Origin of the sequence: Bradyrhizobium sp. ERR14, from assembly GCF_014198235.1 — a bacterium.
Classification (GTDB): Bacteria; Pseudomonadota; Alphaproteobacteria; order Rhizobiales; family Xanthobacteraceae; genus Bradyrhizobium.
The window spans coordinates 62,078-79,897 of sequence record NZ_JACIHD010000015.1; the positions used below are offsets into that span (position 1 = coordinate 62,078).

At 58.0% G+C, this 17,820-nt stretch carries 18 protein-coding genes; 9 read left to right on the top strand and 9 right to left on the bottom strand.

Going from position 1 to position 17,820, the window contains the following annotated elements; all coding sequences use genetic code 11:
• Nucleotides 1–73: 73 nt before the first annotated feature.
• The 9 genes from GGD62_RS29995 to GGD62_RS30035 all read right to left on the bottom strand — a co-directional run bounded on the left by GGD62_RS29995 (nucleotide 74) and on the right by GGD62_RS30035 (nucleotide 6,637).
• Complete coding sequence (locus GGD62_RS29995) at nucleotides 74–349, bottom strand: EscS/YscS/HrcS family type III secretion system export apparatus protein (RefSeq protein WP_050403016.1); 276 nt, start codon at nucleotides 347–349, stop codon at nucleotides 74–76.
• Nucleotide 350: 1 nt separating this feature from the next.
• Nucleotides 351–1,016, bottom strand: a complete 666-nt coding sequence (gene sctR / locus GGD62_RS30000) for a type III secretion system export apparatus subunit SctR (protein ID WP_104461810.1) — start codon at nucleotides 1,014–1,016, stop codon at nucleotides 351–353.
• Nucleotides 1,009–1,899, bottom strand: a complete 891-nt coding sequence (gene sctQ / locus GGD62_RS30005) for a type III secretion system cytoplasmic ring protein SctQ (protein ID WP_246788852.1) — start codon at nucleotides 1,897–1,899, stop codon at nucleotides 1,009–1,011. Before sctQ ends, sctR begins: the two co-directional genes overlap by 8 nt.
• A gap of 218 nt (nucleotides 1,900–2,117) precedes the next feature.
• A complete protein-coding gene (locus tag GGD62_RS30010; protein WP_183236309.1) occupies nucleotides 2,118–2,654 on the bottom strand; it encodes a hypothetical protein in 537 nt (178 codons plus the stop codon).
• Nucleotides 2,630–3,985, bottom strand: coding sequence for a type III secretion system ATPase SctN (gene sctN, locus GGD62_RS30015; RefSeq protein WP_312014309.1), 1,356 nt, complete (start codon nucleotides 3,983–3,985; stop codon nucleotides 2,630–2,632). The genes GGD62_RS30010 and sctN overlap by 25 nt, the downstream gene beginning before the upstream one ends.
• Nucleotides 3,982–4,605, bottom strand: coding sequence for a type III secretion system stator protein SctL (sctL, locus tag GGD62_RS30020; protein WP_183711754.1), 624 nt, complete (start codon nucleotides 4,603–4,605; stop codon nucleotides 3,982–3,984). The genes sctN and sctL overlap by 4 nt, the downstream gene beginning before the upstream one ends.
• On the bottom strand, nucleotides 4,602–5,222 hold the full coding sequence (locus GGD62_RS30025) for a nodulation protein NolU (protein WP_183711756.1): 621 nt from the start codon (nucleotides 5,220–5,222) through the stop codon (nucleotides 4,602–4,604). The genes sctL and GGD62_RS30025 overlap by 4 nt, the downstream gene beginning before the upstream one ends.
• A gap of 21 nt (nucleotides 5,223–5,243) precedes the next feature.
• A complete protein-coding gene (sctJ, locus tag GGD62_RS30030; protein ID WP_246788853.1) occupies nucleotides 5,244–6,098 on the bottom strand; it encodes a type III secretion system inner membrane ring lipoprotein SctJ in 855 nt (284 codons plus the stop codon).
• 17 nt (nucleotides 6,099–6,115) lie between these two features.
• A complete protein-coding gene (locus GGD62_RS30035) occupies nucleotides 6,116–6,637 on the bottom strand; it encodes a nodulation protein NolB (protein ID WP_183711758.1) in 522 nt (173 codons plus the stop codon).
• A gap of 190 nt (nucleotides 6,638–6,827) precedes the next feature.
• Between GGD62_RS30035 and GGD62_RS30040 the strand changes: the two genes are divergently transcribed.
• The 9 genes from GGD62_RS30040 (at nucleotide 6,828) to GGD62_RS30080 (ending at nucleotide 17,092) form a co-directional block, all read left to right on the top strand.
• On the top strand, nucleotides 6,828–7,529 hold the full coding sequence (locus GGD62_RS30040; RefSeq protein WP_183711760.1) for a secretin N-terminal domain-containing protein: 702 nt from the start codon (nucleotides 6,828–6,830) through the stop codon (nucleotides 7,527–7,529).
• Between the two features lie 1,505 nt (nucleotides 7,530–9,034).
• On the top strand, nucleotides 9,035–10,834 hold the full coding sequence (locus tag GGD62_RS30045; RefSeq protein ID WP_283813343.1) for an HrpF/NolX family T3SS translocon protein: 1,800 nt from the start codon (nucleotides 9,035–9,037) through the stop codon (nucleotides 10,832–10,834).
• A 907-nt stretch (nucleotides 10,835–11,741) separates the two neighbouring features.
• Nucleotides 11,742–12,038, top strand: coding sequence for a hypothetical protein (locus GGD62_RS30050; protein WP_146101257.1), 297 nt, complete (start codon nucleotides 11,742–11,744; stop codon nucleotides 12,036–12,038).
• 71 nt (nucleotides 12,039–12,109) lie between these two features.
• The gene (locus tag GGD62_RS30055) at nucleotides 12,110–12,343 is read left to right on the top strand and encodes a nodulation protein NopA (protein ID WP_084674877.1); all 234 of its coding nucleotides are present in this window, start codon (nucleotides 12,110–12,112) and stop codon (nucleotides 12,341–12,343) included.
• A gap of 114 nt (nucleotides 12,344–12,457) precedes the next feature.
• Nucleotides 12,458–13,348 carry a hypothetical protein gene (locus GGD62_RS30060; RefSeq protein ID WP_183711762.1) on the top strand — a complete coding sequence of 297 codons (891 nt, stop codon included), beginning with the start codon at nucleotides 12,458–12,460 and terminating at the stop codon, nucleotides 13,346–13,348.
• A gap of 33 nt (nucleotides 13,349–13,381) precedes the next feature.
• Nucleotides 13,382–13,921, top strand: coding sequence for a hypothetical protein (locus tag GGD62_RS30065; protein ID WP_183711764.1), 540 nt, complete (start codon nucleotides 13,382–13,384; stop codon nucleotides 13,919–13,921).
• Between the two features lie 2 nt (nucleotides 13,922–13,923).
• Nucleotides 13,924–14,352: a M48 family metallopeptidase gene (locus GGD62_RS30070; RefSeq protein WP_183257906.1), complete on the top strand. Its 429-nt coding sequence runs from the start codon at nucleotides 13,924–13,926 to the stop codon at nucleotides 14,350–14,352.
• Between the two features lie 8 nt (nucleotides 14,353–14,360).
• Complete coding sequence (gene sctV / locus GGD62_RS30075; protein ID WP_183711766.1) at nucleotides 14,361–16,478, top strand: type III secretion system export apparatus subunit SctV; 2,118 nt, start codon at nucleotides 14,361–14,363, stop codon at nucleotides 16,476–16,478.
• Nucleotides 16,479–16,693: 215 nt separating this feature from the next.
• Nucleotides 16,694–17,092, top strand: a complete 399-nt coding sequence (locus GGD62_RS30080; RefSeq protein ID WP_246800349.1) for a tetratricopeptide repeat protein — start codon at nucleotides 16,694–16,696, stop codon at nucleotides 17,090–17,092.
• Nucleotides 17,093–17,820: the final 728 nt, after the last annotated feature.

Below are 17,820 nucleotides of genomic sequence, written 5' to 3' on the forward strand. Positions count from 1 at the left end.
CTTTTGTGGTTCACAATCAAGGCCGACAAACGCGCGCTATAGCTAAAACTTAGACAGCCGTGCGTTCCGCGCACTAATACCTCGCTGTGAGCGCGGGGAACTCAGTGAATATATGCTGGGCTTGCTCGATCAGCGGCGCGCTCAGCACCGGAGCAAACAGAACGAGCACGGCGACGACGACGAGGAGCTTCACGGTAAGCGGCAAGGTTTGATCCTGGAGCTGGGTTGCTGCCTGCACGATGCCGATACCCAATCCGGCCACGAGGGCTGCCAGGAGCGGCGGTAGAACCCAGATCATGAACAGGACCAGTGATCGGCTCACGTGGGTGAGGATGCTGGCCTCGTCCATCTCAACTCCCCGGAGATGCGTAGCTTAAGACCAGTCCGTGCATGAGCCGTGACCAGCCGTCGATTGTGACGAACAGAAAAAGCTTGAAAGGAACGGATATCATTGTTGGTGACACCATTGACATGCCCATGGCCATCAGAATTGTCGTCACAATCAGGTCAATTGTGACGAACGGAAGGTAGAGAAGGAAACCGATTTCAAACGCACGCTTAAGCTCGGAGATCAAAAAGGACGGCACCAGGATCGCAAAATCATCGGCTGTTGCGTTGCCGCGCATCTCCTCCGACCAGATATGTTCTGTCGACGACAGGAAGAACGTGCGCTGCTCCTCAGTGGTGAACTTCTTGAGGTGGGCGCGTAGCGGCTCGCTGCCCTCCTTGGCGGCGGTCAACCAGTCGTCGGTGGTTTGGTAACGAAGTTGCATATCGGTCACGCGGTTGTATGTTTGCTCGAATACCGGGGCGTCTATGAACACGGTAAGGATCAATGCAGCGCCATACAGAACGATGTTCGGTGGTATCGACTGAGTGCCGAGCGCGTTGCGGATCAGGAAGAGAACGACGGAAACCTTGATGAACGCCGTCGTTGTGACGACTGCGAACGTCAACAGGCCAAGGCCGACGGTCGCCGCAACAAGCGCAAGGATGCTCGGTTGAATGTCAACCATTGACCGCCAACCTGCTACGTAACCGGATGCCCAACGCTTCACCGACATGTACGATGTCGCCGCGGCCGATCAATTGACCGTTGGCGACAATGTCGACCGGACCGTCCAGCTGCCGGCCAAGCTCGAACACGTGCCCCTCGTTGATGCTTCTCAACGTACCCAGCGGGATGGGCCAGCGGCCGCATTCGAACACAAGCGTGATCTCAACACTGTCGATGTCGGCTTCCGAGGGCGGGATTGCTTGCTCCGCTTGGGATCGTATCGTCATATTTGCATACCTTAGAGGATGGGACTGCAGGCGGAATGGTCCCCGAAGGATAAGTCTGTCGCCCGCGACCTGCGCCGGCGCCCACAACTTGTCCGCAGCGAGGATGAGCTGGCCATGGGCAAATGGAATGACGTCGGGCAGCAGTGCGTCGCCGGGCTGTGCTTGACGAAGAAGCCTGACGGGCGCCCGCAGCGAGCCGATCTCTCTCGCAATCACGACCGGCAATTCCGAAGAAATCATGCCTAAGTTTCGCGGTAGTTGGCCGATCAACTCGCCTAACACACGAAACGCAGACGGAACCAGACCGTCAAGTGGCGCGAACAAGAACAGGCGGGCCTCGGCCGCCAGCGGTCCGAAAGTAATGTCGAGCTCCAAATAGGGGTCTTTGGCCGTCGCGTCTTCGATGCGGATCAGCTGCAAATTCCGCTCGAGCATGATCTCTAAACGAGCGAGCCAAGGTTCCAGAGCAAGTTCGAGAAGCAGCGAGCGGGTTGGGTCGGAAGGTAAAGTAAGGCCATACTGGACCATTGAAATCAGCGCCTCGACGAGAGGGCGGGGCAAGGACAAGACAGCGGTCTCGCCTCCGGCGCAAAATACGCAGTCGAGCATCGACATGGCATATGGCTCGGCGTGCCAAACAAGCCGGCTTATACGGATCGATAGCGGCTTATCGCCAAGGCGGGTCTGCAGAACCGTGCGTGGTGCTGCGACCTCGTTGAGCCACGAGACCACGCCATGCGACAACTTTACCGCTGGCTGAAATAGTGCGGGTTCACCCACGGCATTTACCGAAAGGTTCCACGGGCGCAGCTCGCGACGTCATAAACGAGCCATCAGTTCGAGCCGCCGACCGCTTGGCTGCGCGAACCACCCTGATATCGGAGCAAAACCTCGTCGTCGGCATCGATTTCGGCTGCACACTCCGAACGGACAGCGGTCGTGCGCTGGACATCGCCCTCAATCTCCTCCCATTTCTGGCTCGCCGCCGAGCGCTTGGCCCATATGGTCCGCACCTCATTCACTGACCGCTGAGCCTGCTCATGCGCGACGCGCGCCTGCTCACGCGCCTGGCGTGCCGATTCGATCTGTGCTGCCAGCCCCCCAAGGATGAGTTGAAAGCGACGATCGAGCTCGGTCACGGACATCGTCTTGAGCGAAGCCAGCTCCTGATAAAGTTCAGCTTCGACCTTGGCGCGACGATTCTCCGCGCCTTCAAGATTCTCAGACGCTCGCTGCAGCGCTTCGACCGCAATTCGGCGCCTGGCTTCCATGTTCGACAATTCACGAAGCGCGCTTCGCTCTCTCATGTCTTTCACCAGCCGCAATTTCGACGCTTGCACGAGATTCAGGCCGTCAGACGCGACATCCATGAAAGGGTCTCCTCAAAGCTAGACGGCTCGTCCTGTCCCTGGCGCAAGAATGCGCGCAGTTCCTCGATTGAATCGATTGCCCGATCAGTCAGTGGATCGCTGCCCGGCTTGTATTCACCGACCTTAATCAGGAACTCAGCCTCATCGTAGCGCGAGAGCAGATCGCGGAAGACGGATGCCGCTTTGCGATGTGGACCAGAGGCGACCGCATCCATGACACGACTTCGGCTCGACAGCACGTCGATGGCGGGAAAATGCTCCCGCGAGGCCAGCGCGCGCGAAAGAATGATATGACCATCGAGAATGCCGCGCGACTCCTCGGCGATCGGATCGCCCGTGCCGTCACCTTCGACAAGCACGGTATAGAATGCCGTGATCGAGCCCCGCTCGCCCATACCGGCACGCTCCAACAGACCAGGCAGCAGCGCAAAGACGGAAGGAGGAAAGCCGCGCCGGGTAGGAGGTTCTCCTGCGGCAAGGCCGATTTCGCGCATCGCACGGCTAAAGCGCGTCAGCGAATCCATCATCAGAACGACCTGCAACCCTTGATCACGAAAATACTCGGCGAGTGCGGTCGCCACATGAGCGCATTGCGCCCGCTCCATTGCCGATCGATCGGATGTCTCAACGACAACGATCGTGCGAGCGAGGGCATCTCCAATATGACGTTCGATGAATTCACGCACCTCGCGTCCACGCTCTCCTATGAGCGCAACCACGGTGACGTCTGCGGCCGCGCCTTTTACAATTTGCGACATCAGCGTCGACTTACCGCAACCGGCATCTCCATAGATTCCGATCCGCTGACCTTCGCCACACGTCAGAAGTCCATCCAGCACGCGAACGCCGAGCGGAAACGGCTGCTCGATGCCACGCCGCCTCATCGGGTTGGGCGCCTTGCCGCGGAGCGGACACGTGTGGACCGTCTTTATCGGCCCCTTGCCATCGAGTGGACGGCCGAAGCTATCGATCACGCGGCCGAGCAGGTCGGGCCCGACTGACACCTCCTGCATGCGCCCGGTCGGGAGCACTTCCGCCCGGTGGGACAAGCCTACCAGATCGCCAATGGGCGTCAGCAACACCCCGTCCGGCAGCAAACCGATGACTTCCGCTTCAAGTGACCATCCGGAAGCGTGATCCTGCAACAGGCAAAGTTCTCCAACACGGGCCCCCGGCAATACGGCATGGAGCAAGGTGCCGATCGCACGCGTGATCCGTCCCCGCACGGCACGCGTATCGACATCCTTTGCTGCTAATCTTAGAGATGCTATCGCCGCATGCACATCTCCTTCGCCGGCCGATTGATCATGGCCTGATCGTTGCGTCGTCACAGATCGCTTTCCTGAGAAGATGGATTAAGGCTGAGACGCAATGTGCGGAGCTGCGCGGCAAGTCCTAAATCGACACTGCCGAACTCACTCCACAGAACGCATTGCTCAGGCCCCACGGCCGGGTCCGGATCAATTCTGACTTTCGGCCGACTATCCGTTCCATCGAACGCCACGAATTCATGCCTTAGTGCATCAGCATTCACAGGAGACACGTGAAGGCATACTTCTGCGCTGCCATATCTTTGCTCGATGCCGTGACGAACGGTCCTTACCAACATCTCACCCGGATCAAAGGAGCCCAACAAATCGGTCAATATCTCAATCACGAGCTGTGGCAACTCCTGTTGCAGAACGGCTTTTCGCCGGGCCACATCGGAAGCAGCTCGGGCGATCAGCTGTGCCATTTCGTCCGAGCCTGACCTAAGACCTTCGCAATGGCCGCGCTCCCGCTCCTGCTGATAGGCTTTCCTTGCCCAACTGCGAACCTGCCGCAGATATCGCTCGGCTAGCGCGCGCGTCTGCACCGCATCGTACCAGATACCAAGTTCCGCGGCTGGTATGAGCGGACCAAGCGGCCGTATCCGCGGGCTATCTGGCAAGACTGTTTCGTTGGCCGTCATGCCGCTGGCTCCTCCGTGGCCAAGTGGGCCACCACCAAAGACAGTAACTGACCCGCTGAATTGCGGTGTTCGGCTGCTGGGGATTCGGCGGTGGTCCCCACAGGTAAGCGGAAAAGAACGCGCACACGGTCAAGCTCTGATGCGTCCTTGAGCCAAGCACCAAGGCAGGCACATCCGTCATGTTCAATCTGGCTCGCGAGCTTTTGCGGATCGTCAATCGATGTGGTTGCGACGGCGCTGGATAAGTGTCGGATTGCGAAAGCATGAGCTTCCGCACCAATATTCTCGATCAGAATCGCTACATCGTGCTTTGACACAAGCTTGAGCACCGAACGGGCATGCCAGATACTGCCGGCGAGCAGGGCCGCCCGACGCGGATCATGCCCGAGCAGAACGTCCCTACCCCAGTCGGTTGCGTTCGAGACCAGCTCACTGCCCAATAGCAATTCGACCAGTCTTTGCTGCAGTCTCGGAGTCTTCTGCAGCTGCAGCACTGTGGCGGCCGACACGAGCCCATCAAGATGGCCGGCAAACCGGCCGGGATGAATCAAAGCGGCAAGCTCGCGGAGGCGATCGGAATGCGGCCTGAGTGAATGATTTGGGTCAGTGGATGCCATCGATACGGACCTGCTTGCCGCCTATTTCGGATCGGAGGACAGTTTTTTGCCGGCGGACTGGACCGCTGGCTTGCTGGCACCTCTGCGGAGATTTGTCACTTTGCGCCAGGATTGACGAAGCTGTCGCCCACGTGTGCTCAGCAGCACGTAAGATAGAATGCCGAACGCGGCGAGCGCACCTCCTGCACCGATCGCAATGTGAGTTGCGATGAACTTGGTTGGTTCGGCGGAAGCTGCCGCTGGCACAACGGAGACCTCATGCTGAGCTCGCTCAACCGGCACGAACACGACCGCCACCTTGTCGTACGATAGACCTTCGATGCTGTTGGCGACGAGCATCTTGATCTGCGGCAGCAAGGCTGAGAGCTTCGCGTTGGAGGCGTGTCGAATGAAAACCGACGCCGAGGACGGGGTTGCATCCTGTCGCAAAAGATCATTCTTCGGCAGAACGACATGAACACGGGCGGAGAGAACCCCATCGATATCGTTGATCGTGCGCGACAATTCTTCACTGAGAGCATAGACGTAGCGGGCTCGCTCCTCAACCGGAGAAGCAACGAGGCCCGCCCCCTTGAACACCTCACCAAGGCTTTTGAAGGATTGGCGCGGCAAGCCATGGTCATTCAGCAGCTCGATTGAGTAGGCGAGCTGCCTTTCTTCCACCTGAATTGTGCTGGTCCCATCCTTACCGACGACACGGATGGCATCGACGCCCTTGCTAAGGAGCAGCCCAAGCATCTCGTTGGCTTCACGCTCCTGAACTTTGGTATAGAGATCAGCTTTGCAACCCGCGAGGGTCAGCAAAAGCGGCAACAGGACGAGAGCATCAAGCCGCTTTCTTGCGGGCCGGCCATTACCGATCTTGTCTTTCGTCAAGACAGCCAACTGCCCACTCAGCCCGCCGATAAAAGCTTATTCAAAGATGAACTGACAGCACCCGTCCCCTTGGAGATGAGCGAAACCTGGATGACGCCGTTGTAAACATCCCGCAGATTCGCCAGCGCCGAGTCGAAATGATCCGCACCCTCCGGTTTGCCCACTGGATGCACCTCCACTTGCTGCACACGCAAGACCGGTTGCGCGGCCGGCCCAAGCTGCAGGCTCTTGGCAGGATCAGGCTCGCCCACGAGCGTCGGCGAAACTGCACCCGACGGAAGTGGTTTGCCTTGGTGGATAGCAGAAATGCTCTGAAGGACGCGATCGCCTAGCGGACTCGCCGGCGCTACTGCGCGCTGCACTTCCGGCAGCGATGGAGCTGGCGCGTGCTCGCTCACAGAAGAGGCGACACCTTGGTTCGAGGCCGCCTGCGCAAGACTTTCGCCAAACTGAGCGTGTGCCGGCGAACAGCCGTTGGAGGCACACTCGACGGCGTTGGCAGAGATCGACGTAACGCCAAACAAGATGGAGGAAATCATTTCTGTCACGTGGTGAGATGAGCCGTTCGTTCACACGAATGGGCCACACCTTAGAGAAGCAAGCTGACCAAAAACTGACGAGCATCTGTCATCTAATGATCACGGTTAGCTTCCAATTTGGGACGAAGCATCGGCTTCCACATTTTGGGACGAATCCCGGTGCTTGTTCTCAAGTGTAAAAATAGCAGGAATGCTCATCCCATCCACAAGGCTGCACATCTTGTCGAAAGTTCTCTATGCTGGTGTTTTCATTTACTTTGGCGTCGTCGAGGCGCTCGGCGCTCCCCTAGCGCTGCCATCGACACCTTATAGTTACACAGTTCTGGATCAGGACCTCGCGGCCGCACTGCAGGAATTCGGCAACAACCTAAATATCAGGGTCAATGTCAGCACCGGGGTGAAGGGGCGGATTCGCGGGCGAATGCCGGATCTCCCGCCGCGAGAGTTCCTCGAACGGTTGATTAATCTCTACAATCTTCAATGGTACTACGATGGGCTGGTGCTCTACGTATCCGATGCGCATGAGGCGCAAAGCCGCCTTTTGGTCTTGAGTCCAATCAGCTTTGATGCGTTCAAGGCTGCACTCGATGCGCTCAACATCTCCGACGAGCGTTACATCGTGAGACCCGTACCGGGAGATGGCCTCGTCTTCGCCTCTGGTCCACCCCGCTTTGTCGCGCTTCTGGAGCAAACAGTAAAAGGACTTGCGGCGGAGGCACAGGCGCGGCGAAACCCGAGCGGTGCCGAAAAGCCGCCGCACGAGTCGGTTTTGATGCTGTTTCGGGGATCCTCCAGCGTGGTCATTCGCGAAGGACGGCCGAATGACGCTCCTTCGCCGGAGGCACCACATCAAGACGGCGTGGTCCACACACCCGATGCAGGTAAGAAATGACTTGATGGCAACAGAAGCCTGGAAGAGATGCAATGAGTCTGCTTATGCCCTCTGTCAGCTTTTCGAAAGCTACTGCTGCCATTGTCAGAGCGCGGATGTGTAGATGGCCGATGCCGCAGGGTGGCGCAATAAACGTCCAACCGGAGCCACGGATGCGAAGCAGAATTCTAGCCAGCAGCATCGGTGAGCGTGCTTTGCCACTTTAGCGCCTCATGCGAGCTTTTGAACAACTCCACGAGTTCCGTCATGCAAATGAGCTTCGTCGCATAAGAATGAAAGCCACTCCGCTGTCCAAAAGGAGGAACAGGATGGACTTCAACGCGCTAAGCTGGGCGGACAACAGCCCAGCGTCCCACTCGTCCTCATCGCGCGCCGGTCCAAGGGAGTTTGAGCGTGAACTAATGGCCATTGCATGAAATACCCGAATACAGCCAGGACCTAATTTGGCAGGACTGGGAGGCAGATCATCGCGTGTCGAGCCATCATTGAGCGGTGGCCAGCGGTCCAATTCCGAACAACCGATCGCTCAACACCGCGCGGACGCCTCCGATCTCGGAGTTTGGCAAGATCTTGAGCCTTGGCTCATGCGGGCCGGGTCACCTCACGCGACCGTCTCAAGCTGGACCCACGTTGCACGCAAGGGTTGCTCCACCGAAAATTGGAGATTTCGCCATGGCGAACGGTCGTCGCGCCAAGGACGACTGGGTCTTCACTGGCCAAACAGCTACGCCCGCTCAGATCGAAATGCTAAGAAGCCGCGATCTCAAACCTCAGGGGTGTCCGGACAACAACGTCCACCATCCTGGGTGTGCCTCACACGGCGGAATGGCGAGAAGAGGGTTTTATTCGTCTCAAACCGTCGCTGGACCCTTCCCTTTGGCCTGTAGGTTCGAGCGAACACTCGCCAAGGGCTAAGCATGATGACATGAAGAATGCCGAGTGCAGCTGAGCTTCGATCCGCTCGGGGCAATAGGTGTCTGCACAATACCGTCAGACTCTTTCGAGCATCTACCCAAGCGCCAACACTCTCGTTGGGCGCAGGCGCGAGGTCGCTACGCGTGGGTGATTTCACCATAAGATGCTGCGGAGACCTGCGACGTTGTTTCACGAATCAGCGCACGTGACCATCCCCAGAGCGGCAGACTCGGCGTCGCTTAACGAACTAGTTGGCCCGGAGGCGAGCGATCGAGCATAACAAGCAAGCCGATTCCGATGTCGAGATCCATCACCGCCTCTCACACCATCATTGCGCGTCTCGTTGTGAAACCTCTGAGCGCCGTCAGCTTTTGGAAAGCTAATCGAACCTACCATGTGGCGTGAATATCTAGACGGCGATGTGCCTATAGATTGTAGCGGAAATGATCGCTGGGGGCGCACTGAGCAATCGGAAGCAAGTGGTAGGAGCCATCGAAGCCTATCGACATTTCTTGCTCGTTGTTCGTCGCAATTCTCGGGCTGCGCCACATGACCGGCTTGTGGTGCGATCTCAAATCAGAGGATGTATAATGTCAGTCAACAACCTATCGCTAACCGCCAGCTCGAGTTTGTCCGGGCTGGCCCCCGGGCCCTCATCGGCGCGGGATCTTTCAAACTTCGAGGCGATGCTGGCTAGTTTCTCGTTGAAAGACAATGTCGATGACCATTCCACTCCGCAGGATCCGCCGGCTGCAGACTCAGCCAAGCAGCTGACGGAGGAACTCACGCAGGAGGTGCGGAACATCCTCCCGCCGGAGATCAAGGCCGCACTGGACGCATGTCAGCAGGCCCCAGAGCCATCCTCCGCGGAGTCCTCCGCCGTAGCGAGCGCCCCGAAGATTGCAGAGGCACCTGTACAAAGCTCCAGGATCACGTGGAACAGCGGCACGCTGACTGATGCCGAGCTGCAGATTGTGTCGGTGCTGAACCGACACAAAGACAAATGCCCGCTGGATTGGAAATCTCTTGGAGATTTGGCCAACGATCCCTCCACACCGCCGGATCTAAAGGCGGCGATCGAGGCTCTGCAACTGGACCCAGAGCTCTTCTATGCGATAGGCTCGCAAGGTGACGGCCGCTGCGGCGGGAAGATCAAAGCAGGTGATCTCTCCGGCTTCTCCGATCACCACCCTCAGGTTGCTGCTTTCCAGGAGCAGCGGGCAAAGAGCTATACGCAAAACTACATCCCTTCCGACGGCACCCGGAATGGCGAGCCATCGGTTATGACCCAGACCGATGCATTGCGCGAGCTCTATCGGTATTCCGACAACCTGCCTAAGAACCTGAGCCTTGCGGATTTCAAGCGGATCGTCGACGGCGAAGCTAAAACCGGCAAATCCCCGCCACAGGTCCTTGCGGCCGCTCAATACTTCCTCGACCACCCGGATGAATGGAAGCACTTGTACGGTGGCTCGATAGACAAGGTCCACAAAGAGGACTTCCTGCAGGTTGCTTCATCATCGATGAATCTCTCGCAAGCCGAGCTCGATACGCTCAATACGATCAGCAAGAACCAAAACGCTTTCTTCGGAAAGGGTGATCTGACCCGAGAAAAACTGGCGAGCATGATCGATGATAAGAGCCTCCCGCCCAACGTGCGAAAGGCGGCCTCCCAGCTGCTCTCCGATCCTGTGTTGTTCGGATTGATGAACAACGCGATTACGGGCTACAAAACCCACCATAAGTTCTTCGACTTCGGCGGCGGCCATACGGTCGATTCCGGCAATATCAGCAACACCGACTTCAATCAGTTCTTCAACAACATGTCGGGGGCGAACCGCACCGTTCACCAAGTGAAGACGCATGCCGCCCGAACGCCTGCCGAGCAGGACGCGGTCGCGGACATGACGATGGGCGTGGCAGACCAGCCCGACATCAAGTCTCCCAAAAAGAACGGTGGCGCCTTCATGCACGCACTTAATGACGTGCTCAAAGTTGGCTCTAAAATGTTCGACTGGGCCGCGACAGCAGTCGGCGTACTTGGCTTCATTCCAGGCTTGGGTGAATTGGCCGATCTGGCGTCAATGGTGCTCGAAGCCGAGGCGCAAGCTGCAAATCTTCTTCACACTGCCATCAGTGGCGGCAACATGAAGCAAGCGCTGGAAGAAGCCGGGCTGAGCCTTGCGGCACAGGCGGTGGGCTGCATCGCCGGACCTGAGGTCAAATTAGCAATGCGAGAAGGCTTGGTGAAGCAGGCAATTCAAGAAGCCGCGACGGCCGGCATCAACCTGCCGGTTTCGGTGGCCCAGTCCTATGCGGAGGATTATCTGAATAACCTAAAGGCTCGCATCGAATCTGAGCGCTTGCAAGCTGCAGGCGCTAACGCCTAGGCGGAGAGCGACGCTATCTTCTCAGGATCACGCTGGAAACGCTAATCGAGCTTGCGCGGCCTCCGCGCGGTTGGGCCTCTCTGCCGAGCAGTAGGTCGCGCAAGCTCTACCAGCATACTTGAGACCGCCCCCGAATCCGAGGAACTTATTTCGGCTCTTCACTGCGTACAAACTATGTTGGCCGCACTCGATCGTTCGAACCCGACCTCAAACCCAGTCTGCCACTGGGAAGTTCACGTCGACTGCATACGTCCGCCTGTCAAGACCGCGATGCATTAACACTACGCGACAGACCGGCCGCAGCCGCGGAGCCTGCCGGTTGCGCAAGGATCGAGAGCACATTGGTCTAGAGCGATAGAAGTCCGAAGGGCTCTTTCTCGAGTGGCGGGCTTCTGCTCGGTCTCCCTGAAACTAGGTCGCGATTGACGGATCTGCTATGGGCCCGCCAGGACCGAGGGACCGCTCTTAGCCGCTGAATCGGCCGTCACTCTGGCTTTCCGCCTCGCTCCGACCAGGTCAAGCTCCATGCCCGCTTCGCCTGACTGCAAGCAAATCGTCGAAAGAGCTCGGAGGCATCGCAAGGGACGTGAGCCCGAGATTGCAGCACGTCGGCCTCAAAACGTTTTTGTTAGTGGTGGCTTTGATATTCCGCTATTGAAGCTTTCGAAACGATGAGCACTGTGCTCACCCGATCAAGCTCCACAAACGATTGTTTGTCTTAACACTGATCTCCAGCTTTCGCGGGCAACTTGTTCAAATACGGTCGGCTGGTGAAGACGTATAATGATGATCGACATCGGCTCGTTGCATTTTCTACGACTCGTCAGCTTGTCGAAAGCTAATACTTGCATAGTGGAGGACGGAAACTGCCTCCATTGGAACGATCGAATTGACATAGGAGAACCCGATGCGCGTTACGAGCTCTAGCGGCGCTGGGCACGTTGATGCTGACCTCCATGCGGCTGGCGGCAAAAGCGGCGGCAAAAAAGGATCTCACAAGCCTGGCGAGGGCGACGATCATGCCCGATCGCCTGATGCAAACATTCCCGTAAACGGCGGCGCGTCCACTCCGGGCGGCAACTCGCACGAAGCCGCTATGCAGCAAGCGTTCAGCGCCGCTTTGGGAGCCGCTGCTCTCCAAGTTGCGAATAGTGCAATGAGCCATTTCGACGATGTCATGGCCGAGACAGAGGAGGATTCCTGACGTCGCATGTTGCGACGTTAGGAAATAGGAGCCGCACGTCGCGGCGAAATTCGAGCACACAGGAGAATAGTATGACTAAGAATGTTGGTGCGTCTCATACCTCGACTGCAGGTGGAGCAGCCGGCACCGCTACTGCTGCAGCCGCTTCCACGGCTGCTGAAGCTGCTGGAGAGGCGGCATTCCAACGGCAAATCGCCGCCCTGACTTTGACCAGCACAAAGGCTGCTGAGAGGGATGTGGAGCTTCGCGTCGTCTCGACCGAGCTCTCGACCGTCAAGAAAGCGGCCGATGAGCGGGTGCAGTAAGGGATGAGATGGGGCGACGTCGCCGCCCCACTTTCCCCGGCTGCTTAGTCTGTGAAGTCGCACGGGCCGTACGGTTTTGCCGTACGGTTCCGTTCGCTGTTCTGGAAACCGACCGTGAATGAACCAAATTGCCCGCATTTTGAAGTGTTGTCGGGGTGTTACTCCGGGCTGACAAGTAAAGTGGGGGTCGGATCGTGTCTGATTGGCAGCAGCCTCGATGCTGACTTGATCTTCGTCGAACAAGGCCTCGAACCGCACCATCTTCGTGTCACCCCCCATTCCAATTCAATTGAGATCGAGGCCCTTGCCAGGGACGTTAGGATCGAGGGGCGCGAGACTGTTTTACCGAACGAATCCATTGTTGTCCCTCTTCCTGTCGTTTTGCATGCAGGGGCGATGTCCATTCGCTGGACGATCGAGGACTACAAACAAGCTGGCTCCATCGACCGCCGGCATATATCGCTCGCCTTTCTTGCTTTGGTCCTGATCAGCTCTGCCGCGGTTGGCGCAGTCTCACCCAGATTTGTCCAGACCGTCACCACCGTGGCGTCAAGTCCGTCGTCCCCTGCTCCGGACATTGCGCCCAAGCTGGCGCTCAGCGCTCCTGATGCTCTGGCCACCGATGCAGCTGCCGAACGGTTGCAAGAGGAAGTTGATAGAGCGGGCCTTGTCGGCATCAAGGTCGGCTCTGGGGCGGGCGTTGTCACCGCCGATGGCACCGTTACGCCCGCCTCGCTCGCCACATGGCGAGACGTCCAGCAGCGGTTTGATCACAATAGCAATGGCGCTTATACGCTCGTCAATGCGGTGGCTATCAAGGATGAGAAGACGCCTCCCGCAATTGGGGTCCAAGCTGTTTGGCGCGGGAGCGACCCCTATATTGTCATTGCTGGTCAAAAGTATTTCGTCGGCGCGCTCTTAAGCAATGGATGGACCGTCTACGGGATTGAGGAAGGGCGTGTTCTGCTGAGCCGGGATGGCCGGCTTGCCACTCTACCCTATTAGCGTTTCAGGCCGCAGGTAAGGAAGCAAAGTGCCATGACTAGGCTGCCCCCCCATCCCGTCGAGCCCGGCACCTCTTTTCAGGAGCCAAACGTTGATCATCATGCATCTGCCATCACGCCGGTCAATTCTCGAGCCAAGTCCATCGGGATTGACCGGACGCGTGGCAATGATCCCAAGAGCCACACCTCACTTTCTCGTCATAGTGACGTGCCGGATCTGTTGGTGGACGCCACGATCGAGAGCGCGCTCGAGCTCAGTTCGATCGATGCAGTTTCGCGCATCAATCTAGACGAGGCGCGCGCCCCGCCAGGTCAGATCGAGCCAAGCTCGGAACTCGCTTGGCTTAATGAGCCTAATCTCGCGCACAGTCTGCTCTCCTTCGTAACGCCGCGCTTACGTCATTCGCATGTTCTGCGTCCAGAGCAACACGGCCTTCTTCTGGAGCGTTTGGCTGATACGCTATCAGCCGCGCCAGAGGATTTGGTGCCACGTGAAGGGGCCGCCCTTCTGCAACTGGAGCTGCAACGTTTAATCCTGCTCCGGCAGAGTCACAACGGCTTGATCAAAGGCTAGCAATGGTCGTGCCAGACAAAGTGCAACACTTCACATCTACACAGCCGCCGATCGTTTCTGAAGCCGGCGCTATCGAGCTGATCTCCGGGCCGGAGCGAGATTTGCTCTGCGTGCTTTCTTATGTCTACCTTGCGTGCGGACAGAGCGCCAAGAGCCTGGCTCTGTTGCGGTTGGTCCCTCACGAACAGTCTCAAGACATCGGCCTGCTCCGCATCCTGGCCTACGCTCTCATCTCGGAGCGTCGCGGTGACGAAGCACTGTCGGTATTGGACAGGCTTGACAAACTGGATGACGAGCCGTCTTCGTGTCCGCCCTTGATGCTGATGCGCAGCCACGCCCTGCGCCACGCTGGCCGCATGATCGAAGCGCAAGCCGTCTTCAAACGCTATGTTTTGTTGCGGGGCAGCACAGCTGCAATCAAACAACAATAAGGCTTCTCATGGCCAACCTTCTACGAAATCTCATCACGCGCGCGCCGGCTCACCCGGATTTGATGGTCGCGTTGATGCTTCTTCTGGCGATCGCAATGATGATCATGCCGATCCCGATCGTCATGATCGATATGTTGATCGGCTTCAATCTGGGGTTTGCCATATTGCTGTTGATGGTAGCCCTGTATCTCAACACGCCGCTCGACTTTTCGTCCCTGCCGGGCGTCATCCTGATCTCCACCGTCTTTCGTCTCGCTCTTACCGTTGCAACGACGCGACTGATCCTCGCCGAGGGCGATGCCGGCAGCATCATTCATACGTTCGGCGATTTCGTCATATCCGGCAACATCGCCGTCGGCATTGTCATATTCCTGATCGTGACCATGGTGCAGTTCATGGTTCTCGCCAAGGGCGCCGAGCGGGTGGCGGAGGTATCTGCGCGCTTCACGCTCGATGCGCTGCCGGGCAAACAGATGGCGATCGACGCGGAGCTGCGCAACGGCCATATCGATCAGCACGAAGCCCGCAGCCGGCGCGGCGCGTTGGAGCGAGAAAGCCAACTGCACGGCGCGATGGACGGCGCTATGAAATTCGTGAAGGGCGATGCCATAGCCGGATTAATAGTCATCTGCATCAACATGCTGGGTGGCATCACGATCGGATCGCTCTCCAAGGGCATGTCCCTCGAGGAGGCGGTGCATCATTATACCATCCTGACGATCGGTGATGCGCTCATTTCGCAGATTCCGGCCCTGCTGCTGTCAATTACAGCCGCAACCATTGTCACTCGTGTCAACGGTCCTTCCAGACTCAATCTCGGCGCCGATATCGTCAACCAACTTACGGCCAGCACACAAGCGCTACGCTTGGCCTCCTGTGTCTTGCTTGTGATGGGGTTCGTTCCTGGCTTCCCTTTGCCGCCCTTTGTCATACTGGCCGCGCTGTTCTCCGCTGCCAGCTTTCTCAAGGTTGGCGTGCAAGAGGGCAAGACCGCTCTCAAGGCCGGCGCCGGTCCCACCGGTTCGGCTCCCGCTTCCGCACAAGGTCAGAAGCAAACCGTGCCCGCGGAGGCACTTCCGATTACGCTGTTGCTAGCGCCGAGCCTGATGCAGGCAATCGACGTAGGGGAACTCGAGCAGTGCGTCGCACGGGTTTCGGCACTGGTTTCAGCTGATCTTGGCATCACAATTCCACGCATTCCCGCCCAAAGCGCACAGCACCTGGCCCAATCGCAATTCCGGGTGGATGTCGAAGGAGTGCCGGTGGAAGAGGGCGCCATTGACCCGACACAACTCTTACTTAATGACGACGTGGCGAACATTGAACTGAGCGGGATTCCCTTTTGGCAGGACCCAGACACGAATCGGATCTGGATCGAAAAAGGCCATGCGCCCGCTCTCAAAGCTGCCGGAATAGGGCACCACCGTCCGAGCGAAATCATCGCCTTGCGCGTCCAGTCGACGTTGACACGCTATGCACAGCGCCTGGTGGGCATTCAGGAAACCCGTCAGCTGCTTAGCCGGATGGAGCAGGAATATGCTGATCTGGTGAAGGAGGTGCTGCGCACGACACCGATCCCTCGCATCGCGGATGTGCTACGTCGCTTGCTGGACGAGGGCATCCCGATCCGGAACACCCGTTTGGTTCTGGAGGCGCTTGCAGAATGGAGCGAACGGGAGCAAAGTGCCGTACTGCTCACCGAATATGTGCGCTCCGTTCTGAAGCGGCAGATCTGTCACCGCTATGCCAACGCCCATCGTGTCGTGGCGGCCTTTATCGTCGAGCGTGAGACCGAGGATATCGTGCGAGGTGCTGTGCGCGAGACCGCTGTCGGTCCCTACCTCGTTTTGGAGGATCGGCAAAGCGAGATGCTACTTGCACAATTTCGCCAGATCCATTCGAGCATCGCGCGCAGTCAGAACCAGCCAGTTATCCTGGGCTCGATGGATATCCGGCGCTTCGTCCGAGGCTTTCTCACCCGCAATGGAATAGACCTACCTGTTCTCTCGTATCAGGATCTCGCCTCGGATTTCACCGTCCAGCCGATTGGCTCCGTCAAACTTGCGCCTGGCAAGGACAAGACTCCTACAGGCGGGCATCGCGACCTCCTCCCTGCGGCCGGCTGACGAGCAGGTGTGGGGTCGTGAGATCGCTTATGAATTCATGTAAGATTAATGTTCTGCGGCGCTGGCGTAACTTTCGTCGCCATTCGTGCTCGGCCTTTCTCCCCATGCTTGCCATTGTGCTGCTCGCGGGTTGCGCTAACTCGCACACGTCGGGTCTTTCACAGCAGCCGACGTCTCCGGCAGAGCTGGTTAGGGCCAAGGAGGTCGATCCAGCTATGCGCGAGCGCATTTCTCACGCCCTCGGTCGCGATGCTGACGAGAAGGCTTTGCGCGATGCGCTGAAGCAACGACCGGACAATGTCGATGCGGCGATTCCTCTTGCGCGGGGCCTGCTGACGCGTGAAAGACCTGATGAGGCGCTTGAAGTGCTCGACGACATCTTGCTTGCAGCACCCGGCGACGTGCGCGCACTGAACGCCAAAGGTGTTGTGCTCGATCACGAGGGCCGCCATCACGAGGCGCAAACGCTATACCGCCAAGCCCTGGCAACTGACCCAGAAAATCCGATGTTGAGCAACAATCTCAAGCTGTCGCTCGCCCTTGAAGGGACGAGGCAGAACGGCAATCCCGACCCGCAACTGCAAGCGGATGGCCGGCACGCACCGTACCGTTAGAGGTAGTCAACGAACAAGAGCGGATCGCCGTTTCTCGGTGCCTGTCTGTCAGCTTACCGACAGCTAGCCGATTGTCAGCCGCCGTGGAGGCTCAAGACTTAAATTCCCTGCGAAGCGACATCGTTCGTACAATGAAACCGACATGTATAACCAGGATCAGTAATCCAACCACACGCCAAGTGTATCCGCGACGGATGAATGAGACGACCCACGAACAATGGCTCGTACTGAACTGATAGTCAAACGTTCAAAGGACATAGTCTCTACTAAGAATTCGGCGCCATCGAATTCTTCCTCCGGGTCAATCTTCGATGGCAATCCCGCCGTACTCGCTCATTTCCAAGCCGCCAGTGGTTGATATCTCAAAGTCTTGAGTTTGCTGGATGAGATGAAAGCACCTCGACGATAGATCTCAGCGTCACTCATCCGCTGAGCGAGAGCGCACATGCGCCAGCCCATCGTTCATTCCCTAAAGGTTCTTCTGAACCCGCACCACGCAGCGTCATCGCCGAAATCTGCGCCAAGACAAAGATCACCGGTTCCGGTCGCTCGACGCCGGCTTCTTTTGAAGGAGCGTCCTCGATATCGCTTCGCCACCGATGTTGAGCCGTCGGCCGCGCCCCCGCTCACCCTTCGATCTTGTTCTCCATGACACGTTAACCTCGCCTCGGCGCGAGCAGATGCATGCTTGCTATTTGCGTCACCAGCCCGCTTCAGCGCCCGCATAT